19 protein-coding genes and 5 pseudogenes are annotated in these 20,593 nt (G+C 68.2%); 11 read left to right on the plus strand and 13 right to left on the minus strand.

Features of this window, described 5'->3' with window-relative positions; all coding sequences use genetic code 11:
• Positions 1-106: 106 nt before the first annotated feature.
• Positions 107-1,246, minus strand: coding sequence for a NucA/NucB deoxyribonuclease domain-containing protein (locus JK361_RS32895; protein ID WP_307787371.1), 1,140 nt, complete (start codon positions 1,244-1,246; stop codon positions 107-109).
• Between the two features lie 281 nt (positions 1,247-1,527).
• On the opposite strand from JK361_RS32895, the gene JK361_RS32900 reads away from it, so the two are divergent.
• A complete protein-coding gene (locus JK361_RS32900) occupies positions 1,528-2,802 on the plus strand; it encodes a hypothetical protein (protein ID WP_201825375.1) in 1,275 nt (424 codons plus the stop codon).
• Between the two features lie 267 nt (positions 2,803-3,069).
• Here JK361_RS32900 and JK361_RS32905 read toward each other — a convergent pair whose 3' ends face one another.
• Together JK361_RS32905 and JK361_RS42235 are read right to left on the minus strand one after the other, a co-directional pair.
• Positions 3,070-3,267 (minus strand): hypothetical protein, encoded by a 198-nt coding sequence (locus JK361_RS32905; RefSeq protein WP_201825377.1) that lies wholly within the window; start codon positions 3,265-3,267, stop codon positions 3,070-3,072.
• 459 nt (positions 3,268-3,726) lie between these two features.
• The gene (locus JK361_RS42235; RefSeq protein WP_268983216.1) at positions 3,727-3,861 is read right to left on the minus strand and encodes a hypothetical protein; all 135 of its coding nucleotides are present in this window, start codon (positions 3,859-3,861) and stop codon (positions 3,727-3,729) included.
• Positions 3,862-4,160: 299 nt separating this feature from the next.
• Here JK361_RS42235 and JK361_RS32910 point away from each other — a divergent pair, with 299 nt between their 5' ends.
• The 6 genes from JK361_RS32910 to JK361_RS32935 all read left to right on the plus strand — a co-directional run bounded on the left by JK361_RS32910 (position 4,161) and on the right by JK361_RS32935 (position 8,246).
• Positions 4,161-4,832 carry an HNH endonuclease family protein gene (locus JK361_RS32910; protein ID WP_201825379.1) on the plus strand — a complete coding sequence of 224 codons (672 nt, stop codon included), beginning with the start codon at positions 4,161-4,163 and terminating at the stop codon, positions 4,830-4,832.
• A 506-nt stretch (positions 4,833-5,338) separates the two neighbouring features.
• A complete protein-coding gene (locus JK361_RS32915; RefSeq protein WP_201825381.1) occupies positions 5,339-5,860 on the plus strand; it encodes an RNA polymerase sigma factor in 522 nt (173 codons plus the stop codon).
• Positions 5,857-6,570 carry a hypothetical protein gene (locus tag JK361_RS32920; RefSeq protein ID WP_307787372.1) on the plus strand — a complete coding sequence of 238 codons (714 nt, stop codon included), beginning with the start codon at positions 5,857-5,859 and terminating at the stop codon, positions 6,568-6,570. The genes JK361_RS32915 and JK361_RS32920 overlap by 4 nt, the downstream gene beginning before the upstream one ends.
• Positions 6,571-6,676: 106 nt before the next feature.
• Positions 6,677-6,877 carry a hypothetical protein gene (locus JK361_RS32925; RefSeq protein WP_201825383.1) on the plus strand — a complete coding sequence of 67 codons (201 nt, stop codon included), beginning with the start codon at positions 6,677-6,679 and terminating at the stop codon, positions 6,875-6,877.
• A 178-nt stretch (positions 6,878-7,055) separates the two neighbouring features.
• A complete protein-coding gene (locus JK361_RS32930) occupies positions 7,056-7,367 on the plus strand; it encodes a hypothetical protein (RefSeq protein WP_201825385.1) in 312 nt (103 codons plus the stop codon).
• A gap of 474 nt (positions 7,368-7,841) precedes the next feature.
• Positions 7,842-8,246: a hypothetical protein gene (locus tag JK361_RS32935; protein ID WP_307787373.1), complete on the plus strand. Its 405-nt coding sequence runs from the start codon at positions 7,842-7,844 to the stop codon at positions 8,244-8,246.
• Between the two features lie 327 nt (positions 8,247-8,573).
• On the opposite strand, the gene JK361_RS32940 is transcribed toward JK361_RS32935, so the two are convergent.
• The 3 genes from JK361_RS32940 to JK361_RS32950 all read right to left on the minus strand — a co-directional run bounded on the left by JK361_RS32940 (position 8,574) and on the right by JK361_RS32950 (position 10,612).
• The gene (locus tag JK361_RS32940) at positions 8,574-8,969 is read right to left on the minus strand and encodes a hypothetical protein (RefSeq protein WP_201825387.1); all 396 of its coding nucleotides are present in this window, start codon (positions 8,967-8,969) and stop codon (positions 8,574-8,576) included.
• Between the two features lie 213 nt (positions 8,970-9,182).
• Positions 9,183-9,914 (minus strand): hypothetical protein, encoded by a 732-nt coding sequence (locus JK361_RS32945; RefSeq protein ID WP_201825389.1) that lies wholly within the window; start codon positions 9,912-9,914, stop codon positions 9,183-9,185.
• 65 nt (positions 9,915-9,979) lie between these two features.
• Positions 9,980-10,612, minus strand: coding sequence for a DUF4352 domain-containing protein (locus JK361_RS32950; protein WP_201825390.1), 633 nt, complete (start codon positions 10,610-10,612; stop codon positions 9,980-9,982).
• A gap of 67 nt (positions 10,613-10,679) precedes the next feature.
• Here JK361_RS32950 and JK361_RS32955 point away from each other — a divergent pair.
• Positions 10,680-10,958 (plus strand): annotated as a pseudogene (locus tag JK361_RS32955) (DUF3427 domain-containing protein); the annotation flags it as partial.
• 97 nt (positions 10,959-11,055) lie between these two features.
• On the opposite strand, the pseudogene JK361_RS41605 reads toward JK361_RS32955, so the two are convergent.
• The 5 genes and pseudogenes from JK361_RS41605 to JK361_RS42710 all read right to left on the minus strand — a co-directional run.
• Positions 11,056-11,528, minus strand: a pseudogene (locus JK361_RS41605) (hypothetical protein).
• 14 nt (positions 11,529-11,542) lie between these two features.
• Positions 11,543-11,713, minus strand: a complete 171-nt coding sequence (locus JK361_RS32960; RefSeq protein WP_307787374.1) for a hypothetical protein — start codon at positions 11,711-11,713, stop codon at positions 11,543-11,545.
• 333 nt (positions 11,714-12,046) lie between these two features.
• Positions 12,047-12,382, minus strand: a complete 336-nt coding sequence (locus tag JK361_RS32965) for a hypothetical protein (protein ID WP_201825392.1) — start codon at positions 12,380-12,382, stop codon at positions 12,047-12,049.
• 56 nt (positions 12,383-12,438) lie between these two features.
• Positions 12,439-12,686: pseudogene (locus JK361_RS41610) on the minus strand (PHP domain-containing protein); the annotation flags it as partial.
• A 61-nt stretch (positions 12,687-12,747) separates the two neighbouring features.
• Positions 12,748-12,855 (minus strand): annotated as a pseudogene (locus JK361_RS42710) (hypothetical protein); the annotation flags it as partial.
• A gap of 627 nt (positions 12,856-13,482) precedes the next feature.
• Between JK361_RS42710 and JK361_RS32970 the strand changes: the two are divergent.
• Positions 13,483-16,260: a patatin-like protein gene (locus JK361_RS32970; protein WP_201825394.1), complete on the plus strand. Its 2,778-nt coding sequence runs from the start codon at positions 13,483-13,485 to the stop codon at positions 16,258-16,260.
• Between the two features lie 204 nt (positions 16,261-16,464).
• Positions 16,465-17,505 (plus strand): hypothetical protein, encoded by a 1,041-nt coding sequence (locus JK361_RS41615; RefSeq protein WP_236053939.1) that lies wholly within the window; start codon positions 16,465-16,467, stop codon positions 17,503-17,505.
• Positions 17,506-18,281: 776 nt separating this feature from the next.
• Here the strand turns inward: JK361_RS41615 and JK361_RS32980 are convergent.
• Together JK361_RS32980 and JK361_RS32985 are read right to left on the minus strand one after the other, a co-directional pair.
• Positions 18,282-18,527 (minus strand): annotated as a pseudogene (locus JK361_RS32980) (SOS response-associated peptidase family protein); the annotation flags it as partial.
• Positions 18,528-18,797: 270 nt separating this feature from the next.
• Entirely contained in the window at positions 18,798-19,796 is a 999-nt protein-coding gene (locus JK361_RS32985) for an endonuclease/exonuclease/phosphatase family protein (RefSeq protein ID WP_201825396.1), read from the minus strand.
• Between the two features lie 293 nt (positions 19,797-20,089).
• Here JK361_RS32985 and JK361_RS32990 point away from each other — a divergent pair, with 293 nt between their 5' ends.
• The gene (locus JK361_RS32990; RefSeq protein ID WP_201825398.1) at positions 20,090-20,329 is read left to right on the plus strand and encodes a hypothetical protein; all 240 of its coding nucleotides are present in this window, start codon (positions 20,090-20,092) and stop codon (positions 20,327-20,329) included.
• The last annotated feature ends 264 nt before the right edge of the window (positions 20,330-20,593 follow it).

A 20,593-nucleotide genomic window follows, 5' to 3' on the forward strand; every position in this document is an offset into this window, starting at 1 on the left:
CGGCGGCGTAGTTGCCAGCGTGTGACGGGTTGCTATGCGTAACCGTCCCACTGCCCGGGGGTTGGGCCGCCCCCACGCCGGGGGTGGCCCTGCGGCACCGTCCCGGTCACGGGAGGATGATTACCTCGAAGGCCTCGCTGTCGATGATGCGGTCGGACTGCACCGCCCGTCCGAACTCGCCACCTGCTTCCTCGTTGTCGCCATCGTCTACATGAGCCCGGATGCAGGGCGCGTTGTAGGGCGCGTTGGGCTGGGTGGCCCGGTCGACGGTGACACCCGAGATGTCCCACACGCCACCGACCTGGCGGGGGGTGATGTCCACACACTGGTCCCCGTCGTTGCCGCCCTGCCAGGACGCGGCGAAGGGGTACTCGTCACAGGAATCGTTGGGGACACCGGTGGCGCCCCGCACGAAGGGGATAGGCCCACGGTCGCAGGTCTTCTCACGCCGCTTCTTGTTCTTCGGGTCCAGCGGGTCGACGAACCGGTTCAACGGGTGGTCGTGGTCGCCGTAGTGGCCCGTGAGGTTCTTCTGCGCCCACTCATAGGCGACGGCCGCCCCACGGTACACCGACTTGTGCAGGGTCACGTTCGCCAGGTGGCCCGGGACGATGCAGCCGGGCCAGCGGCCCGTCTCATCGTCACAGCGAACCTCGGTGCCGTTCCACTCCGGGCGGATGTGCCGGGGCGGCCCCGACCCGTTGAGGATGGCCCCCTCCACGCGGTAGGTGGGCTGGATCGTCGAGTGGAATCCCTTGCCAACGGACGAGCTGTAGCTCAGGGTGCCATCCTTGCCCTCGTGGAGGCGGCGGAAGCGTACGGCCGCTCCGTCCCAGGCCGCCGACCCGGGCGTGCACTGGCCACTGCAGGTCGAGCTCAGGGCCAGCGTCACGGGGGGCATGGTCGGCGTCATCTCGACGACCTCGGTGATGATGTCCTCCTGCCATGCCGCCTGGGGCAGGGAGTCCATGGACGCCGCCGCCGCGACGAAGACCGTGGCGTGATCGGCTACCTGCCCGTCCTTGCCGAGGGCCTCATAGATGACCCAGTGGCGTACGCAGTAGGCCTTGCGGGTGGACTGGATGGCCGCATCCCCGGTGCACAGCCCCAGCCCGGGGTTTGTTTTGGGATCGGCGGCCTGGGTGCGGCCCGGCGGTGCGGGGGCGTCGGCGGGGGCGGATTCGGTCCTGATGCACGTCCAGGCCGTGCCCTGGCGCTGGAGCGGGGTACCGGGTGCGGTGGCCACGCACGTTCCGTGACCGGGCGGGGCCGCGCTGGCGGGCGGCGCGGCGGTAGCGGGGGCTGCGCCTGCGGCGCACACGGATGCGGTGAAGACCAGTGCGGCTAACGCGGACAGGCCGCGTCTGAAGTATCTCAACGGGCGTTCCCTCACATCGAGTTGACATGGTCTGGCCTATAGGGGACATCGGCACGCTATCGCGCACCCGTTCGCGGTACAGTCACCCGGCCCCAGACCAGCCGACCACCACCGGCCGACCGGCCGGGAACCAGGGGGGAAACCCAACCATGCGCCGTACAAGACATGTTGGCCGCTTAGGCGGAGCGGTCACCGCCGCCGTACTCACCGCCATGGGCATCGCCGCCCAGCCCGCCGCCGCCGCCCCGGCCCAGCCCGCAGCGCCCGTCGCAGCCCCGGCCGCCGGGCAGACATGCACGCCGGCCGACCTCGGCAAGCGCCACCCGGTCATCAAGTCCACCGAAGTGTCCCCGGCCATCACCCACTTCAAAGGCTGGTACGTCACCCAGGGCTCAACCGGTACCCAGACCATTTCCACCAACGTCCAAGAAACCATTTCGGTCTCCGTGGGCGTCAACGGCAACGTTCAGGGCAGCTTCGCCGTCGAGGCCCTCGGCACCGTCGGCGCGAGCCTGGGCCTGAACGTCCAGGTCAACTACACCACCACCAGCAGCACCAACAAGTCCATCACCTGGGACTTTTATCAGCCCGGCTACTACGGGCTCTACGAGGGAACCAAGAAGGTCACCGGGACCTACGGCAGCCTCAACTGCAACCGCACCCAACAGGGCGACGGCAGCTGGGCGTTGAAGTGGACCGAGGGCCCCGACACCGGCAGCTACACCACCTACACCACCCTCGAAGAAGGCGCGGTCCGCTGCGAGGACAAGGTTCCCGCCAACAGCATCATGCGCAAGGCACAGGACCTCCTCGACTGCGGCTCCCCCGCCGCCACCGCGAAGCACCCGGCCGGACCCGTCCCCTCAGCCAAGGCCGACCAGGCCAAGCACGACGCCGACAACGCCGCAACAGCCGCCAAGGCCACCCAGCGCATGAAGGCCACCCAGGCCGCCAAGCCCGCCCCGCGCGCCGCCCTGAACTGCCAACCCGGCGCCTACAAGATCGACGTCCCAGGCAAGCCCCTGAACTGGAGCGCACCGCTCCTGGCCAACGACGGCATCCGCCTGCGCGAATCGAACTTCACCAGCGCCCACCTGGACAACTGGCGCCTGTGCAACGTGACAGAGAACAATGGAGTCCTCGAAGCGTCCCTGTGGAACTGGGGCAACGGCGGATGCGCGACCATCCCGACGAACATCGCCAACCAGGAGCAGGCCTACCTGACGACGGCCACCTGCGGGGAGGACGACCTCCAGCGGTTCTACATCTACCGCGACGTACCCGGCAGCACGAAGATCGGTCTGCAGAACAAGTACACCGGCTCCATGATGGGCCACGATCGGTACGCAGACGGGGAGTTGATCCGCCAGTACTCCAGCGGCCGGCAGGACGGAACGGGTACATACACCCTGACCGGAGTCTGACAGCCCCCACCCCGTGAACGCGGCCCCGCACGCGAACCCCCGGCCTCCCGGTTCCGTACGGGGCCTTCCGCGTCCCTGCCCCGAGCCCGGCCTCGGGGACCGGTGCCCGCGCCTGAACCTCCCCTGCTGCATGCGGCGAACCCCTGCCAGGGTGGTGCGCGCTTCAACCCGACGACAGCATCGACATCAACTCGTGCGTATACGAGACCTGTTGACCATGGCCAACGAGTTCTCGTCTCGGTTCGTCACCGACCCATCGGACAGGCCCTAGAAGTTCGATGAAGAGCTTGGGTTCTGGTCCTGCCGCGGCATCGGCAGGACCAGACTCGTCTTGCGGCGATGGGTGAGTGGGCCGGCGAGCTGCTCGTCCGACTCGGTGTGTGTGCGCGGGGCGCGGGTGAGGTAGGCGAGGGATTCCGCGGGGGTGAAGACGCCGACGCGGATGCGGTGGCGGCCGGTGGTCACGGCGGCGTCCTGGCGGCGTGTGGTGACCAGGATCCGCCCGGTAGGCCTGGCCGGCGGCCACAGGCCGTTGAGGGTGCGCCGGGTCGGTCACGTCGTCCAGGACCACCAGCCAGCGGCAGGGGCGCTGCCCGGCCTTGGGCTCGAGCCAGACCAGGTCGGCGGGGTCGGTGCCGAGTAGTTCGGCGGCGGCCTGCGTGGAGCCGGTGATGACGCTTCGGGTGGTGGTCGCGGTGATCCACACCAGCACGTCCAGGTTGCCGGCCTGCCAGGCGGTGCGGGCGTAGTGGGCGGCAAGCTGGGTCTTGCCGACCCCGCCCAGGCCTACTACCACGCCCGCGCGTGCAGGCTGCGTGACGACTACGGCTCCGCCGTCGCAGAGCGCCGCTGCGAGACGGAGGCGACTTCCGCGCGGTCCTGGAAACAGACGGCGGACGGAGGGATGGTTCCGACCTGGTGTGGTCACGACGCCGGCAGCCGGCTCGCGACGGCCGTGCCTACGACGGTGCCGTGGAAGGTGCCGTATCGAAAATCGACATGGTCCCCGCCGGCGGTGCCCGCTTCTGTGATGCCCTTCCAGGGCTTCCCATGCTCCACGACTCGCTCCTGTCCGACCTGCACGGCATCCCGACCATACTCACCGCCAACTCCCAACTATCGCCCACAGCCAAGCCGTTAGCCCCCTCCGTACGGCGGGTGGGACAACGGCACGGGACCGCCACCGGCACCCACCGGCCCGACTGTTTCCCGAGAAGGGAGAATCGGCGGGCCGGCATGCCGACCATCGGACTTACCGCCTGTTCGGGTGGAGTCGCTGGCGGTTGCCGGGCGGGTCGCCTGGGGGAGTCGGTACGAAGATCACGCACTGTTCGTGATCTTCGAGAGGACTCCCGCTCGTGCGATTCCTGCGTACCGCTGCCGCGGCTGCCGTGTTCGCTGCCCTCCTCGTTCCGGCGTCCGCGCACGCCGCCCCGGCCGCCGCCGCACCGGGCGACTCCGTCACCCTGCCCGTACGAGAGGCTCTGGCCCAGCTGCCGGTCCGCACCGAGGACCGCACCGGGTATGAGCGCACCAAGTTCAAGCACTGGATTGATGCCGACCGGGACGGCTGCAACACTCGCTCAGAGGTCCTCAAGGCCGAGGCGGTCGTCGCGCCCGAGCAGGGTGCGGGCTGCAAGCTGACCGGGGGTGAGTGGTACTCGCCCTACGACGACCGCTACATCGCCGGGCCCAGCGGCCTGGACATCGACCACCTGGTCCCGCTCGCCGAGGCCTGGGACTCCGGCGCCTCCGCTTGGACGGCGAAGGAACGCGAGGCCTACGCCAACGACCTCGGCGACGATCGCGCGCTGATCGCGGTCTCCGCTGCCTCGAACCGGTCCAAGGCGGACCAGGACCCCAGCACGTGGCTTCCGCCCGCGGCCGGCTACCGCTGCCAGTACGTCACCGACTGGGTGGCCGACAAGACGCGGTGGGGCCTGAGCATCGACGCCGGCGAGCAGGCCGCGCTCACCGAGGTGCTCACCGCCTGCCCGAACGTTCCCGTCACCGTCACCGCGGCCCGCTGACCCGGTGCGGTCTGCTGACATACGCGGTGCCGGGGCGTGCCGACGCGTGAGGCGCCCCGGCACGCGCTCGCGAGCCGGCACCGGCGGACGGGCTGCCCGGCTGTGCCGGTTCGGCACGAGGTGGTGCGTTTCGGCCGTTGTTGACGTGCGAGTAGCTTGTCGGCGGGGCGGACAGGTGCTGTCTCCGGAGGGCGTTTCGAGTAGATGTCACCCGTTCGTGTGTCACACCGGCGTGCACCTGCCAACCGGGGTTCAGTGACGTGCGCCACAGGGGGCGTACTGCGCCGAGCGTGCGCCCCGCAAGGGTCGGCATGAAAGGGCAGTTCATGGCCTATGCGCACCGACTAGTTGATCACTGAGCGCGTTCGCGGCTGTTCGCTGAGTGATTTTCGACGTCCGGAGCATGCGTGTTCGGCGTCTTTCGCCGATTGAGTGGTCCTCACCACCGGGCGGGGGCAACAACGTTGTCCCCGCCCTTCGCTCCCACCCCTCAGCGAAGAGGACCCATGAACGAAGACGTACGCGCGGAGGACGGCGGCCAAGTCGCCGACGCCGACGCGGTACTGCCTCTGCCACTGGAGTTCGAAGCTCTCTACGTGGCCACCCAGGAGGCGTTCCACGACTACGCCCTCTTCTACCTCGGCACCAACGACGCCGCCGAAGAGGCCGTCCACCGGGCCTTCCTGGAGATCCTCAACCACTGGAGCGCCCTGCTCGAGGAGAGCAACCTCCAGCAGCAGGCCTGGGCGATCCTGCGCCGGGTCGTCATATCGCAAGCTCTTGAGGGATTCCGCAGGAAGCTCGCCCTTCTGCGCAGCGACATCGGCCTGTTCAAGGCGATGTCCAGCCTGCCGCCGCGCCAGTTCGACGTCATCGTCCTGCGGCACGTCCTCAACCACGACACCAAGAAGATCAGCTGGTACATGGGGGTCACCCCCAGCACGGTCGACTACCACGGCCGCAAGGCCAAGGAGCGCCTGCAGCAGGCCGTCTCGTCGTACCTGAAGAAGGAAGGGGACCGAACGTGAGCAGCGTGGAAGACCGCCTCAAGGCAGCAGGCAAGGCGCTGCAGGAGACCCGGCGTCCTTTCGACGTCGGTGCCGGCCTGCGCCGCCTGGCCCGCGAGGCCGGATACACCGCCTCCGCCCGCCCCGCCCCCCGCCAGCGCACCCGCCGCAGCAGCACCGCCGACCGCGAGATGCCCCCCGGCCCCCGTGCCGGCCACCAGCTCGCGGTCATCGCCCGCTGGGTCCTCAAGCAGCCCCAGGCCGCTGACCACGTCCAGCGTTTAGCGCAGGAGATCGGAAACGAGGACACCGTCGCCCTGCACGAAGCATCAGCAGAGGACCTCGACGTCGACGGCGCCCAGGTCTTCGCCTGCATGCTCTACCTCGCCGGCCATCCCGAAAGCGCCTGCTTCTGGTGGCAGCTCGCCGCCGGCGCCGGTCACCGCATCGCCGCCTACTGCCTGTCCCTGCACCATCTGGAACTCGGCGAACTCAACGAAGCCCGGCAGTGGCGCAAGGAACTCCAGCAGAACATCGACGGACCCGACGACGCCTTCCTCAACATCGTCGAACACTTCGCCAAATACGTCCGCCGGCACTGCACCGCCACCCCCGTGCCCGGCCTGACCGAAGAAGTCGAACGCCTGGCCACCCGCCCCCGCGGCGACGTCCTGGTCCTGCCCGAACGCGAACTCGCCGACCGCCTCCAGGACTGCACCAACCAGCACTGACAACTTCCCCACAGGACACGAGAAGAGCCCACCGGATGGTCACAGGTTCCTAGGCCACCAACCACCGACAGGCTCTCCCGCAAAGCCCCACCAAGGGAGCTCCCACATGCAGCGTAGGCCCACGCCCCGCGCCACGGCCACCACAACCGGCCCGGGGCCGCACGAAAGCAGCATCGCCGCCCGGCTGCTCGCCCGTCTGCACCGCCACCGCCGCACCGCCGCCGCCCAGTTGCTGCGCGGCCTGTGCTACGGCGCCGGCACCGGCCTCACCGGCCTGGCGACCTGGTGGCTCCAACAGCACCTCTAGGCGCACCCACCCGGCCAGGCACAGCCCCGCACAGCCGCGCCAGCCAGCCCCACGATGCGGTCCCCTCACCCCGGCGGCGGCCCAGCCGTACCGCACCCGCGCGCTCATCAAGCCGCAACCACATCAGCCACCCACCCCAGGCCGCACGACGGCCGAACCCACCCCTCGGGGGAAAGCCATGTACTTCGATGACGAACTCAGCCAGAGCCGCTTCGCCCGCTGGCTCCTGCACCACAGCCGCCTCGCCGGCTACGACACCACCGCAGCCCAGACCCAGATGACGATCCTGCTGCTGACCGCTATCGCGCTGTCCGACGGCCTGGACGCCACCATGACCACACGCCTCGCACAAGCTCTCGGCGTCACGCCTCAGGACGTCACGATCGCCTATGTCGGCGAGATGCGGCAAGCCGTCCTCACCGCACTACGCAGCCACCCCGACCTCCGAGCGCTGGACACGCACCTGGACCAACTGGCCCGCAACCGTTGAACACAAGCACTGCCCGCACCGGAGCGCCGCCCGTACGCTGATCGCGTGACAGCCCGCCGCACCCTTGGCCAAGGGCCCCAGGCCCCGCATAGCATCCGCGCTGCCCAGGCCGACCTGCTCGACGCCCTCCCCGGCATCCGTCTCCCCAACCTGAACGAGCTGCGGGACCGCGGCGTACTCGGCGCCCACCCCGCGCCGGCCCCGGCTGGCCGGCGCACGCTCGGCGCTGGCCGCCCGGCCGGCGAGGAGCCATCCCACCCTCCCGCCTGACCCCTTCCGACAGGCAGACAACGCCCCGCGCACGATCCTGCCCCCGGAAGGGCTCCTGGGCCGGGCGCAGGAGGGGACACGTGCCGGGCATGAGGAGCCCGACGTCGCCGTGGTCGTGACGGCCGGCGCCGGGCGTACCGAGGCGTGGCTTGCCGGGCAGGCCGCCTACGACCAGCTGCGCGGGCTGAGGGCCGGTATCCGCCGGTGCGGTGGACGGTGCTGTGGGGCCTGACCGGGGTCGGGGGCTGGCCGCGGACCCGGCGGGCGCCCGGCGGGGACGTGGCGATGCTGCGCCAGGACCAGTTGTCCGTCGCCGAGGACGGCACCCCGTGGGTGCGGACCGATCCGGCACCGGACCTGCCGGACGACGACATCCGCTGGCATCGCGTCCCGCGCCGCGAGTACGACCGGCTGGCGGTCGATGGTTTCCCGGGGCTCGGCGGGGCGACGGCCGCCGCGCGTGAGGGCGGTGCGGTCGAGGAGGTGTGGTGGGCGGCCGGCGGGCTTGCCGTCGGGGTCGCCGGGACGCTGCTGGTGCGCGGCGTGGCGGCCAGGCGTGGTGCCGGGCCGCCACGGAACGAGCCTCGTCAGGAGCTCATCGATCTCTGAGCGGATCCGAGAACTCCACCCATCCGGTGCCCGCGACCTCGCCGACGTCACCCCCGCCCAACTCCGCGAACACTCGGATGCGCTGAGCGGGGCCAGCCACACCCACACCGTCTCCGGCCTGCGCGCCGTCTTCTCTGTCTTGCACGCCTATCGCCTAATCCCCTACGACCCGCCCCGTGCACTGCGCGTCGGCACTCCCGCCTTCACCACCCCTCTGTGGGCCGACGTCGCCCTGTTCCGCGAGGCCCTCACCTCCCCCGACCCGGCCCGGGCCGTGGTCACCGCCCTGCTCGCCTTCCACCTGCACGCGAACGACCAATGCCGGCGCTACTCGCTGAGCATGCCGGCATTCATGCGAGACCTCGATGTTCTGCGGGACAGGCGCGCGAGCAGCAGACCCGCACCGACGGCAACGTAAAGCACGACCAGAACCCCGAGTGCGAGGTCGAGCCAGTCATAGGACGTGCCCCTGAAGAGCGAGGCCCACGCCCGGGCACCCGCGACGGATCCTGCAACTACCAGCAGCACCGACGTCACGGCATACAACGCCTTTGCAGCCCTGGGCCGCCGCTCTTTGAGTAGGTCACCACCCACGCCGAGCGCGACTACCGCGGGGATGACAGCGTGCGGCTCCAAGCGCCCCGTCCCGATCGCGTCCACGATGTTGATCAGGACTCCGATCGAGCCGACGACCAGTGCACCGTGGGAGATACGGCGGCTCATCCATCCTCGCTTGCAGTCAGACTTCGGTGGCAATGGGCCAATCTCTCCTTCGAGACTGGCCCAGGCGTGGGACGTTACCGGGCTGGAGGTCAGGCCGGAGAACTGGCATCGGGCACGTACTCACGTCAGCTGTATTCGTACGAGCTCTGAACAGACATGCTTTGGCCGATGCGCCGTGCTGCACGGGGCACCCGGTCGGCTCAGTCCAGCTGGTCAAACAGCGACGGCTGAACCGCGGGTGCCGAACGAGGTCGGGGGAGTGGGCGGGCAGGGTCTGGGGGGAGGCAGTAGGGTGCCGTGCTGGCCGTCGGTCAGCGCGTGGCAGCACGCCTCTCGCAAGGTGGGCAGTTCGTGCCGTGCACCGAGCCTGCCGAGGAAGTCCTCGGCGCTCCAGTTGATGAGCGCGCCCTGGCGTGAGAGGTAGAGCGCGACGGTGGTGATGGCATGCGCGTCGCTGTAGTCGAGCAGCAGATATCCGGCGAGTTGGTAGATCTCTGCGCGGCTGATGTGTTCCGGGCGGATGGTTGCCTTGCAGTCGATGAGTGCGCCGTCGAGAATGAAGTCGGCGTCCGCTCCGCCGACCTGCAGGCTGCCGTCGAAAACCGGGCTGCAGGTCCGGGCGTTGACGGGCAGGAGCCGCAGGTTCTCGAAGGGTCCCAGACGGGCGGCGAGTTCCATCTGCTGCCGGATGTCGTCGACCACGTAGTCCGCGACGGCATCGATGAGATCGTCCAAGGTTGCCTGGGGAGCGCACACACCGAGGCTGTTCCCGCGCATCCAGCCGCAGTGACGAAAGATCGCCTCGAAGCTGGAGGCGACATGACACAGCCGGATGAGCCGGTCCTCCTCTGTTGCAGCGAGACACAGAGGCTGCCCCGCGTTGCTCTCGTACCGGGCCAGCTCGTCCAGCATGGCGTCGCCGGCCTTCTGCACGGCGCGGATCACCTCCCGGCGCTAACAGACCAGCCCCGCCGCGGAGGAGAGTTCCTGTGACGGGGCTGCACAACTTCCTACGCCGGCAATTTCAGTACGAACGGTGTCCCGCCCTCCGGGTCCTCGCTGAACATGTAGTACACGAATCCGCCCCTCCTGCCGACGTCGAGGATCAACTTCCCCGTCACGCCCTGACCCGGCTTGTAGTCGGTGTCGAGGTCATCGCCTTCACCGACCCCTTCGAGCGTGGTCGCGTCCTGGGCGGCGGACGACGAGTCGTCCCACATCAGGTTGCCGTACGTCTCGACACGAGCCGTCGACTTCCCGACGTTCTTGAACGTGAGCGTCACCTCGACGAACTGACCGTGCTCCGGCTTGCTCGACGTGCCGATCTCCGCGGGCGTCACGTACTTCGCGCTGACGAAGGTGACGCTCATCTTGCCCGTGGCCTTGTAGTTCTCCCCGTACTCGTCCGTCTCGCCGACCTCGTAGGTGCCCGTCTGACCGCCGCTCAGCACCGACTCTGTGGCGGACGGAGACGGGGACGGGGACGCTGACGGCGAAGCCTTGATGGTGGACCGCTCCTGCGTGTCGTCGACGACAGTCTTCGTCGGAGCGGCCTTGTCGTCGCTCCCTGACGAACAACCCGTCACCAGAGCGACGGACAGCAGTACTGCCGGCACAATGGCCCCGCGGATATAGGCGCGCATGCGGCACCCCCCTCATGACCAGTGGCCCTACCTGGCCACACGGAGACGCCAGCGTAAGGCACAGGCGCGGGACTTCTCCCCGACGGTCCGCTACAAGGACTACGCGCTCAGCCCGACCCACTTCCACTGGGAGTCGCAGAATTCCACCGCGCCCAGCTCACCGACCGGACAGCGCTACCAGAAGCACGCCCAGCAGGGCAGCCACGTCACGCTGTTCATGCGGGAGAGCAAGGACACCGCGCCCGGCAAGGCGATGCCATGGATCCTGCTCGGCCCGGCGACCTACGAACAGCACACCGGCAGCAAGCCGATGGCAATCACCTGGCGCCTGCACCACCCCCTCCCGGACAGGACACGAGCCGCGATGAGCAGCTCATCGAGGTCGGTGTCGCGGAAACAGCCGACGGCAGCTGGTCCGCTGATCGTTCAGCTCGCTGCTGCCATCATCGGCTGGCGCCCTCGGGCCACAGCACCCGCACCGGGACGCCGGTCCGCTCGGCGTACGCCACGACGTCCGCGGTGCCTCCGTATCCCCGCGCAGGTTTTCCGTCCCTACGGCGATCAGCTCGTCCGCCAGGCCGATGAGGATCTCCGATCCGGCCTGATGGGCTGCGCAGGTCGATTCGGTGATGCGGGTGTGGTGGACGTCGGCCGCTCGGGAGATAAGCCGGTCGTAGACGCACTGGTGCCAGTCGGGCAGGGCCTGACGGTATTCGGTGGCCGGGATGACGACCTCGAGGCGGCCACCGTGCTGCAGGACGGTTTCGGCGAACCAGGAGTCGGTGCCGTCGGCGATGCAGGAGACGTCGACGAGTCCGCCCGTGCCGTACGCCTCGACCTGGGCCGTCAGTAGAGCCCGCACCTGCTCCTCGACCTGCGTGCTCAGCCCGCGGTGCCCGGTGATGCCCCCTCTCATGTCGGTCGTCCTCCCTACAGGTAGACGCCGTGGAGGCGTTCGTCGAAGTCCCGCGCCACTTTGGGCGGTGAGCTGGTGGTGAGGCTGCGGCGCAGACCGCCGGCGCGTTCCACGACCCGGCCGGACCGGTAGTGCAGGCCGACCTCGAGCGCGCGGGCGGCGAGGGCGAACGCGGCCTCCACCATTCGGGCAGCCCGAGGCGTGCGCCGATCACCGAGGCCAGGCTCGGCAGGTCCGGGCCTAATGAGGCGTACATTCTCCCGAGGCAGCGTGATGGCGTACTCAACAACCACGCGAGGTGCGGGGCAGGGCTTTCCTCTGTGCGAGTGGGGCGCCGAACCGGTCACGGCGAAGGGGGGCTCTGGCGTGCGCTTCGTCAGCTTGTGCGTGACGGGGCTGCAGCCGAGGAAGCGCAGGGGCACATTGCACTGCCTCGGCTGCAGATTCGACCTTGTTACCAGCAGGCTGAGCAGCCCGGAGTCATTGACTCAGTGGTGCGGTCGCCTGGCGGCTCGTGATCAGGGGTTGCTAACGAAGCCACCGCATCCCGTGCGGTCCTCGCAGACCCGGAACCTGGTTATGCGTGAGCCGTTTCCGGACCAGGGTCCATAACGCCCGTCCGAGCCGTTGCCGTCCCACACCGTGTAGTGCCCGCCGTTCTGGGTGTAGACGTCGACGTAGACGCCGTTGCCGTCATACTCCCCGTCGTAGGCCCGGGCTTGAGTCGAGGTGGCTTCTCCCTTGTTGTTTCCGAAGCCGATTTCGACCGCACTCGCAGACGTGGTCGTCGCCACACCAACAAGTGCTGCTGTGCCCAGCATCGTTGCTGCCCTGAACAGTGCCTTCCGCTTCATACACGGCCTCCAGTGGCCTGATCACGTCCGAGTTGGTCCGTGATGTGGCGGACACCAAGGCGGCACAGCCGCGCCCACCCGGTGGTGTTCTGCGCGAGCAGGGTGATCCGCAGCGGCGGCTCGATCATGTGTGCGCCGCCGCGCACGGGCGTACGCGACCGTCCGACGGCCGGGTCAGGCGGGGTGAGGGGGGCGACGGCGACGTCCACACCGAAGACGGGTCGGATGCTGCGGCCGCGGCGGCGGTGGCGAAGCGGACCGTGCCCGCGACGGTGTCCCGGTCGGTCAGCGCGAGCGTCGTCATCCCGCGCTCGGCGGCGCGCTGGACCAGGGCACATCACCCCCGCCACCGCAGCCGTGTCCAAAAGATGCCCCAGTAACACATGAGTTCGACCACCGTTACGCGCCGCCGACTTCCCCCACAACCGCGAAACCCGCTCGACAGCCTCCGGCGACAACCCCATCGCCTTCATCAACTCAACGACCGAAATCCCACCATCCACGAAACCCCCCAACCCGACGTCCCGGCACCACAGACCCTGCCACCGACATCAACCCTGACCTGCCCGTTCCGGTCCGTGGCTCCGCCACCCGCCGACCCTCTCCCACACAGCTCCGACCGGACGAAACACCACGTGACAGGAACATCAACCACCGAAACGAAAAATCACAGCCGAACCAGGCGAATGAAAATCACAGTCGTTGATAGCGTCACCACAGCTCAACAAGTTCGTCCCCGCGCCGGCGGGGGTTGCTCCGGTGACCTCGACCGCGCCTCGGGCGCGCCGATGTCGTCCCCGCGCCCGCGGGGGTAGCTCCGGGAGGCTGCCTCAGAGCGGGGGCAGCCCCCGCTGTCGTGTCCTGGATGAACGGGCCTGCGGTGAGGTGAAGGGCTACGACACGGCCCTCTGTCCGCCCCAGAACTGCAGGACGCGTCGCTGAAGCCACGAGGCCGCGCCACTGACCTGCGAAGAGCACGGCTGTCCTTGTCGGGGCGCCGCGCCGTGGACGTTGGCGCACATGCCTCCGGTCGGGTGGCGCCAACGCGGACGGCATCCTATCTGTGATTGCATAGCGTAATAAATTATTACTGTGTGCATATGGAGGTCATCGAGGAGACCCGACTCGCCCTTGTCCTCAACGGCGGTGTGAGCCTCGCCGTCTGGATGGGGGGTGTCACCCATGAACTGGATCTGCTGCGGCGGGCATCCCGTAGCTTGCAGACCGGTGTGCCGGAGCGAGTGAAGCCGGAGGAACGGGCTGGCTTCGAACTGTGGCAACGAGTCATCCGTGAAGCCCACACGCATGTGGTCGTGGACGTCGTCGCAGGCACGTCCGCCGGTGGTTTGAATGGCTCGTTCCTCGCGACCGCCATCGGCAGAGGTACGGACCTGCCCGATCTGCGCGCCACCTGGCAAAGCGCTGCCGCGCTCACGGGTGACCGCTTGCTCAAGGCTCCGCCCTACAACAGCCTCCTCGACGGCCAGTACTTCCAGGATGAGGTCGGCAGGATCCTCGACTCCATGTGCGGCAGCGAGCGTGAGGCTGAACCGGTGACGCTCTTCGTAACCGCGACCGCGCTGGACGGCCTGCCGGAGTATCTGCAGGACAGCTTCGGAGGCCGGTTCCAGGTCGCCGACCACCGACGGCTCTACCGGTTTCAGCACAACCCCGACGCGATGGTCGTCCGCAAGACCGGCGTTGATGGCGATGTGTGGAAACCTCAGGCCGAGGGCCGCAGAGACTTCCTTGACGACACGGTCCTGCCCCGACTGCGTCTGGCCGCGCGTGCCTCGGCCGGTTTTCCTGTGGCTTTCGCGCCCGTGGACGAATCGCCGCTGCTCCTGCAGCGCGTGCAGCCCGCCCCGGAGATCCCCAGCCGGGGCCGGGACCGGGCAAGCTGGATCGTTGATGGCGGTGTACTGAACAACGCACCCTTCGGGCCCGTTCTGGAGGCAATCAGCGACCGGCAGGTAAACGGTCCCGTCCGACGGGTCGTGGTCTACATCGTGCCGTCCAGCGGAATCACCGACCCGCACGAGCAGAACCGGCCGCCCTGCAAGGCGGCCGAGTGGCCATCGGTGCTCGGCACCGCCGTCAGCTATCCGCGGGAGGCCGATTTCCGGAGCGGAGCCGCGGAGTTGCAGGAGCGGATGAACCGGGAGTCGTTCGACCGTCACTTGCACCTCTTCCGCTGCCAGATCGACGATGCGGAGCGGCAGGAGAGAGTCAAAGCACAGCGCCACGTGCGCCGCCTGCTCCGCCGGACGGCAGAGACGTGCGGTGAAGTCGAGCCGGGCACGAAAGACCAGGGCTGCGACCTAGTCGAACTGGCCTCGTCACTCTTCATTCACTACCGCAAGAGCCGCGTCCGAGGCGTGCTCTGGAAGGTACGGCAGTTGCGCGAGGAAGGGCGCGGCGTACTGTCTCTCGCTCGCATCCGCCTCGAGGACGTCGACGCACTCCTGAAGAGCCGCCCGGAGCTTCTGTGGGTCCCCGACACGGCCGATGCCCTGCACGCCTCTCCGGGCGATGAATGGACGTGGGGTGGCAGTGTCGCCGAGCGCCTGATCTGGACGCTGGTCAGCGACATCGAACGGCGACTCAGGGACCGCATCACCGGGCCACATGAAGAGGCAGGATGCAGCAGCCAGGATCCCGCAGCGCTGACCCACAGTCTGGGGCAGCTGAGTTCCTGTGTCGGGATCGTCCGTGCAGTCCAGGAGACCATCTACAGCCAAATCCGCAACGCATCCCAGGCCGGCGGCGACCCGGCGCAACGTCTTGACCCCGAGCAAGGCCCCACAGAAATGGTGAACAGGGTCTACAAGAGTCTCGGCGTCGCCGGAATCCTAGGTGAACAAGTACGGAGAGCCATCGAGGAGTACAACCGAGCAGTCTACGGCGTCGATGCGACGGACCGGCGCGCGCAAGAAAAGAGTGAACAGCGAGCCAAGCAGACGCTGAGCTTCTGCCTCGCCGCAGAAGTGGTCGCCGGAGCAGCCGCCTCATCGGAACAACTGGCCGCGTACACCCCGCTGTTCGAGTTTCTCCGGCTGGGACCGGATGAGTACAGTCCGCTCTTCCCCCACGACAAATTTGCCCCGCTGGGCGACCGAAAGCTCTACGGCATCCGCCTCAACCACTTCGGTGCATTCGTCAAACCCGAGTGGCGTGCCTCCGACTTCACCTGGGGGCGACTGGATGCCTGTCACCACTTGCTGCGCCTGTTCATCGCCGATCACCAGGAACGGAAGCGCACTGAAACGAAGATGCACGAAGCGATCCTGCTTGCCGAAAACTTCAGCAAGGGGGCCATGGAAAAGAATCTGAAGGAATTGGCGGAACCCGATGATTCAAGACTATTCAAGCGCTACCTTGCGTCTCCTGACGGGCGGTACACGTTCGGCAGGGTGGTCGAAGGGGCGCTGAGCATGCTCGCGAGCAAGGGCTCCCCCGAGCGCAGCGCCCCTGCTGAGGCCGGAAAAATCATGTTCTGGCGCAGCTTTGGCCGCCGGTTGAGATTTACCAGAGGGCAGCGGATTTCGTCACTGAATCAACTGCTCCTGTCGCGGCTGATCTTCTGGCCGGCGCGTTCTTGGTGGTGGCGACGCGTCAGGAAAAACCCCAAAAAGATCATGGGCATCACGTTGCAAACCACGATCCTGGCCGTAGTCACGTGTGTCTTGGTCCCATTCTTCATTGGCGAAGCAATCCGTCATGGCGTGCATGAAAGCTGGTCCTGGCAGGCCATTATGCTCGCAGCCCCCGCCATTTTGGCCGGTGTACTCGTTTCCGAATACGTTGGCACCGGTATCTACTATTTCTTGAAGTTCCGCATCCGGCGACGACGCGCGGAGCGGCGCGCCGCCGCCTGACGAAGGGGACCGTCTATTGATCAGAAACTCATTGGGTTCACTTGTCCAGTGACAGCAGCCAGTCCAGATTCCCCACGGACGGCCAGTTGAGACGTCACGCTGCGTAACTCGTACCTCGGCATCAGGGGGCCTCACCCGGCTGGGGGAGGGAAATCATTCCGGCCACTGATGCCACCCCGCCGCGGTCGATGCGACGTTCAGAGCATGACCAGTGTTGAACGGACGATGACGGCGCCCTGGAGCGCCTGGCGGCAGCGATGGCCGCGCTGGGCGGCCTGGGCAACGATGCTGTGGGCGGTGCTGTATGCCGGCTTCGGCCTGGCGTGCGCGCTGAGCGGGACTTCCTTGCTCCACCACGGCGGTGGCTCATGGGCCTTTGGGCTGGGGTGGGTGGTCATGGCGGTGGGCGTGCTGGTGACGCTGGTCAGCGGGGCGGTGGTGCGGTACGGGCTGCGGCCGGAGTTACGGGTGCTGCTCTGGGTGGCCTGCGGGCTTGCCGGGATCACCGCGTTCAGCCTGCTGATGGATGTGATCACGCTGATGGTCGGTCAGGGAGTGGACAGCCAGGCGTCCGCCGCGAACAAGGCCCTGGCGGCGGTCGGGGCAGTCCTGCTCGCGGCCACGGCCCGGTCCGACCGCCTGCCCGCCGGTACCGCCGTACGAGCGTCGGCCGCTGCGTCGCGGCTCATCCAACTCGCCCCCTGGGCAGGGACGCTGGCCTTTGTTCCGTACGCGGCGATGAAGCTGGTCTGGGCGTCCGGCGGGACGTTCGCGGGGATCACCGGTGAGGAGATGCTCGCGGTCTCGGAGCGGAACGGCGCCTCAGGGATCTTCCTCACCCTGGAGTCCTGGGGCCTGGACCCTACCGCGCTGCTGGCCGTGCTCGGCGTCTTCCTGCTCTGGGGCCTAATCCGCCCGTGGGGGCAGGTCTTCCCGCGCTGGACGCTTTTCCTGCGCGGCCGACGCGTGCCGCGCTGGCTCCCGCTCGCCCCGGCTCTGCTCGGCGCCGCCACGCTCGCCCCCTACGGCGTTGTGGGGGTCGGGTACTTGGCCCTGGCCACGTCCGGCGTAGTGACGATGCGGCGCGGCGACTTCCACTCCTCGGGCGACGCGCTGCTGGTCGGTTGGATCGGGATAGTCGCCTTCGCCGTTTACGGCATCGCCCTGACCATCGCGGCCCGCTCGTACTGGCTTCGGACTCGTCCCGCCTGCCGAATGATCCGAACAAGTGTCAGCGCAGAGTGACCGTCTGCGGCCAGTTAAATCCCTGCTAACTGGCCGCGCATGGGGGATTTCGACTGGCCACTAGCAGTCGAGGGTATAGCGGACGTGGGGGCCGCCGAAGTAGCCGCGGACGATGTGAGGCTGGTGTCAAAGCGGATCAGGACCCCAGCACCTGGCTTCCGCCCGCGGCCGGCTACCGCTGTCAGTACGTCACCGACTGGGTGGCCGACAAGCTGCGCTGGAGCCTGAGTATCGACACCGGCGAGCAGGCCGCGCTCGCCGAGGTGCTCGCCGCTTGCCCGAACGTTCCCGTCACCGTCACGTCGGCCCGCTGACCCGTCTCGTCCGCGGCGAGCATGCTGGATGACCTGCACTGTCCTCACTGCTCTAGGTGTCGATCCGGCCGCTCTTGATCCGTGGCCCGGCGGACCCACCCGGGGCTCTGGCTAACCGGCGCGCATCATGCCGCCGTCGCAGCGGTCCTGCTCGGCGTGCGGCGCCCTGGCCGTCGCCACCTGCGACGTCGGGTGGCCGGCTTCGGCCCGCGCTGGCACGATGGGTGCCGCGATTGCATGGTGGCCGCGTGCGTTGCTCCGGCGGCACGGTCTCTCCGGTGACGTGCTGATCCCGTCTCGCCGCGAGGCCGCAAGCGGTCCCGGCCATCCCCAGGGACAGTGGCGAAGTACTGTAGGTACGCCTCATGCACGCGCCTGGTACGCGATACGGACGGCAAGGGCACGGTGGTAGCCATCACCTTTGCACGGTCGGGGTGCAGCTACAGGCTGACCGCGTCGAGGAGGTGGGGGCCGTTGCCGAACGGTGGCCGGGGCCTTGCCGGGCTGCCACTCGTAGAAGCCGTCCGCGGGGAGCAGGCAGCGGCGCTTGACGAACGCGCGGCGGAAGGCCGGTTTCTCATGCACGGTCTCCACCCGGGCGTTGATCACCCGCGCGCCGATCTTCGGCTCCTTCGCCCAGGACGGCACCAGGCCCCAGCGCAGCGGCCGCAGCTCCCTCGAGGCGGCGTCCTCGCCGCGCGGGGTGCGGTGTCGTCCAGGTAGTGCGTCCACTTCGCGCGCAACAACGCGGCCTCGCCAGCCGCGGGAACAGGGCTGTCCCGGCGAAGGCGAGGGCTAGGTGGTGAGTCGCACTCGGCGTTGCCGGACTGCGTGTGGGAGGCGTGCTGAAGGACTCCCACCACCCGTGCCCTTCCCCCGTGCTGCTGCTCTGGCTGCTGCGCCCCGCAATCCCGCTGCGTGGCCGAGCACCCGAGCGGCACAGAACCGTCGGTCATGTCGGGCCGCATTGCGGCATGTTCAGGCGAAGTCGAAGGTCGCGACGACGGGGGCGTGGTCGGACTCGGGGTACTTGTCGTCTGTGGCGAAGGCGAGCGAGTCGTCGTGGAGGATCTCGTTGTGGATCTCTGAGCCGCGGTAGGAGGCCAGAAGGTTGCGAGTGACGAGCATGTGGTCGATCATCTGGCCACGGCCGTGATGAAAGAGGGTGTAACGGGCCTCGTTGGGGATGGTGTGCTCGATGGGAACCATCACCCTTGGAGCGAGGGCACCGTTGCCGGTGTCCTCGACGTTGCCGCAGATTGCCAGGACCGGGACTTCCTCGGGTTCAGCGTTGAAATCGCCGGCGACGATGATGCGCGCATCCGGGTCCTCGCCGAGGATCTGGTCGACGAGACGCCTGACTTCGAGAGCCTGGCTCATGCGCTTCATGGACGACAGGAAGCTGCCTTCGGCCCAGGCATCGGCGCTGCGCCAGATGCCCCTCTTGGGGTCGATCACCTGGCCGGGGATGTCGGTGGGGAGCTTGGACTTCAGGTGCACGATGATGACGTGCAGCAGGCGGCCGGGCTCGGCATGGTCGATGTCGATCTGCGCGTGCAGGATGGGCCGCTCGATACCAATAGGAACCGGCTGAGCGTCGGGAGGTGCGGCGGTGAGGCGCTGGTAGTGGGGCTCGGCCACGAGGTCGTTCTTCAGCTGCTGGTGCTTGATGACCGGCAGATGGGTGGCGATGACCAGGTTGCGCAGGTCGAAGACCGCGTCGTCGTCGGGTTTCGTGCTGACGAGGTTGGCGCCATCGAGGTTGGTCCCGGCGAGCAGCTCCTTGAGTGCCAGCAGGTCACGGGGCTGGCCGGCGCGTTCTTGGCCGTGGACTTCCTGGAAGCAGGCGATGTCTGCGCGCAGTCGCTTGATCTGCGGTTTCATCAGTGCGATGCGTTCAGCCAGTGTGGGATGCGCAGTTGGCGCGGTCTCGTCGAAATTTTCCAGGTTGAACGTGGCAATCCGGATCTGCGTCACAGCGCCCCCAGGGCTCGCCGTACAGGGGCACATAGCGTATGGAACCGTGCGCGTATTGTGACGGAGGTGGTGCGGTGTTTCCGTGAATCCGCCCGATGGGCGCCGTGCTGAGCCAGGGACCGCCTCCTGCACGTGGTTGGTACGCAGGATGTACGGCTGGGGTTGCGGAGCGGGACCGGGCATCGGCGGGGTGTTCCGTGCCCACACGAGCCATCCACGCCGCTGGGCAGGTTCGGGCAGCTCACACGGCCGAATGGAACGCATCCTTGCGGTTGAGGGATCGTTGGCCCGGCATGAAGAAGATCACGATGCTGACCGCGCTCCCTCTTGCGGCGCTGGCTCTCTCCGCACCGGCGGCACAGGCCGACGACGACTCCAACTTCGGCGCCGGCGCGAACGCGGTGACCGGCTGGACCTTCAGCGCGGCGTCCGTCTGCTTCCAGGAGTTGGCTGTCGTCCCCGTCGGCGGTGCCACCCTGGGCGACGCGGTCAACCACTGCGTCAACGGCAATGTGCTGAACCACTCGTCCTGAGCACATGAGGAACAGCCGGTGGCCGACGGGGCCCTGGAAGGGCTTGGTCGGCCGTCAGCGGGCCGGCGCGGTCCAGAGGCTGGAGCCAGCTTGTGCCAAGGCGCTGCGACACCTCACGGCAGCCGGATGCATACGGTGAAACTCACCTGACCTGCGCAGTGCGCACCCGTGGGAGTGGTCGGCTTTCCGTCCTCGGGCGCCGAGTGGGCACGCCCCGCTCACCGGCAGCGAAACGGCGGGTTAGCGGGGCCGGTCGAGGCACTT

This window comes from Streptomyces musisoli, from assembly GCF_016741855.1.
GTDB classification, from domain to species: domain Bacteria; phylum Actinomycetota; class Actinomycetes; order Streptomycetales; family Streptomycetaceae; genus Streptomyces; species Streptomyces musisoli.

What these genes read in the sequence shown, in the direction of transcription:
- JK361_RS32900 (WP_201825375.1), top strand. Translation starts at nt 1,528, where the DNA reads ATGCGCCGTACAAGACATGTTGGCCGCTTAGGCGGAGCGGTCACCGCC.
- JK361_RS32915 (WP_201825381.1), top strand. Translation starts at nt 5,339, where the DNA reads ATGAACGAAGACGTACGCGCGGAGGACGGCGGCCAAGTCGCCGACGCC.
- JK361_RS32925 (WP_201825383.1), top strand. Translation starts at nt 6,677, where the DNA reads ATGCAGCGTAGGCCCACGCCCCGCGCCACGGCCACCACAACCGGCCCG.
- JK361_RS32930 (WP_201825385.1), top strand. Translation starts at nt 7,056, where the DNA reads ATGTACTTCGATGACGAACTCAGCCAGAGCCGCTTCGCCCGCTGGCTC.
- JK361_RS32940 (WP_201825387.1), bottom strand. Translation starts at nt 8,969, where the DNA reads ATGAGCCGCCGTATCTCCCACGGTGCACTGGTCGTCGGCTCGATCGGA.
- JK361_RS32950 (WP_201825390.1), bottom strand. Translation starts at nt 10,612, where the DNA reads ATGCGCGCCTATATCCGCGGGGCCATTGTGCCGGCAGTACTGCTGTCC.
- JK361_RS32960 (WP_307787374.1), bottom strand. Translation starts at nt 11,713, where the DNA reads ATGGTGGAGGCCGCGTTCGCCCTCGCCGCCCGCGCGCTCGAGGTCGGC.
- JK361_RS32965 (WP_201825392.1), bottom strand. Translation starts at nt 12,382, where the DNA reads ATGAAGCGGAAGGCACTGTTCAGGGCAGCAACGATGCTGGGCACAGCA.
- JK361_RS32970 (WP_201825394.1), top strand. Translation starts at nt 13,483, where the DNA reads ATGGAGGTCATCGAGGAGACCCGACTCGCCCTTGTCCTCAACGGCGGT.
- JK361_RS41615 (WP_236053939.1), top strand. Translation starts at nt 16,465, where the DNA reads ATGACCAGTGTTGAACGGACGATGACGGCGCCCTGGAGCGCCTGGCGG.
- JK361_RS32990 (WP_201825398.1), top strand. Translation starts at nt 20,090, where the DNA reads ATGAAGAAGATCACGATGCTGACCGCGCTCCCTCTTGCGGCGCTGGCT.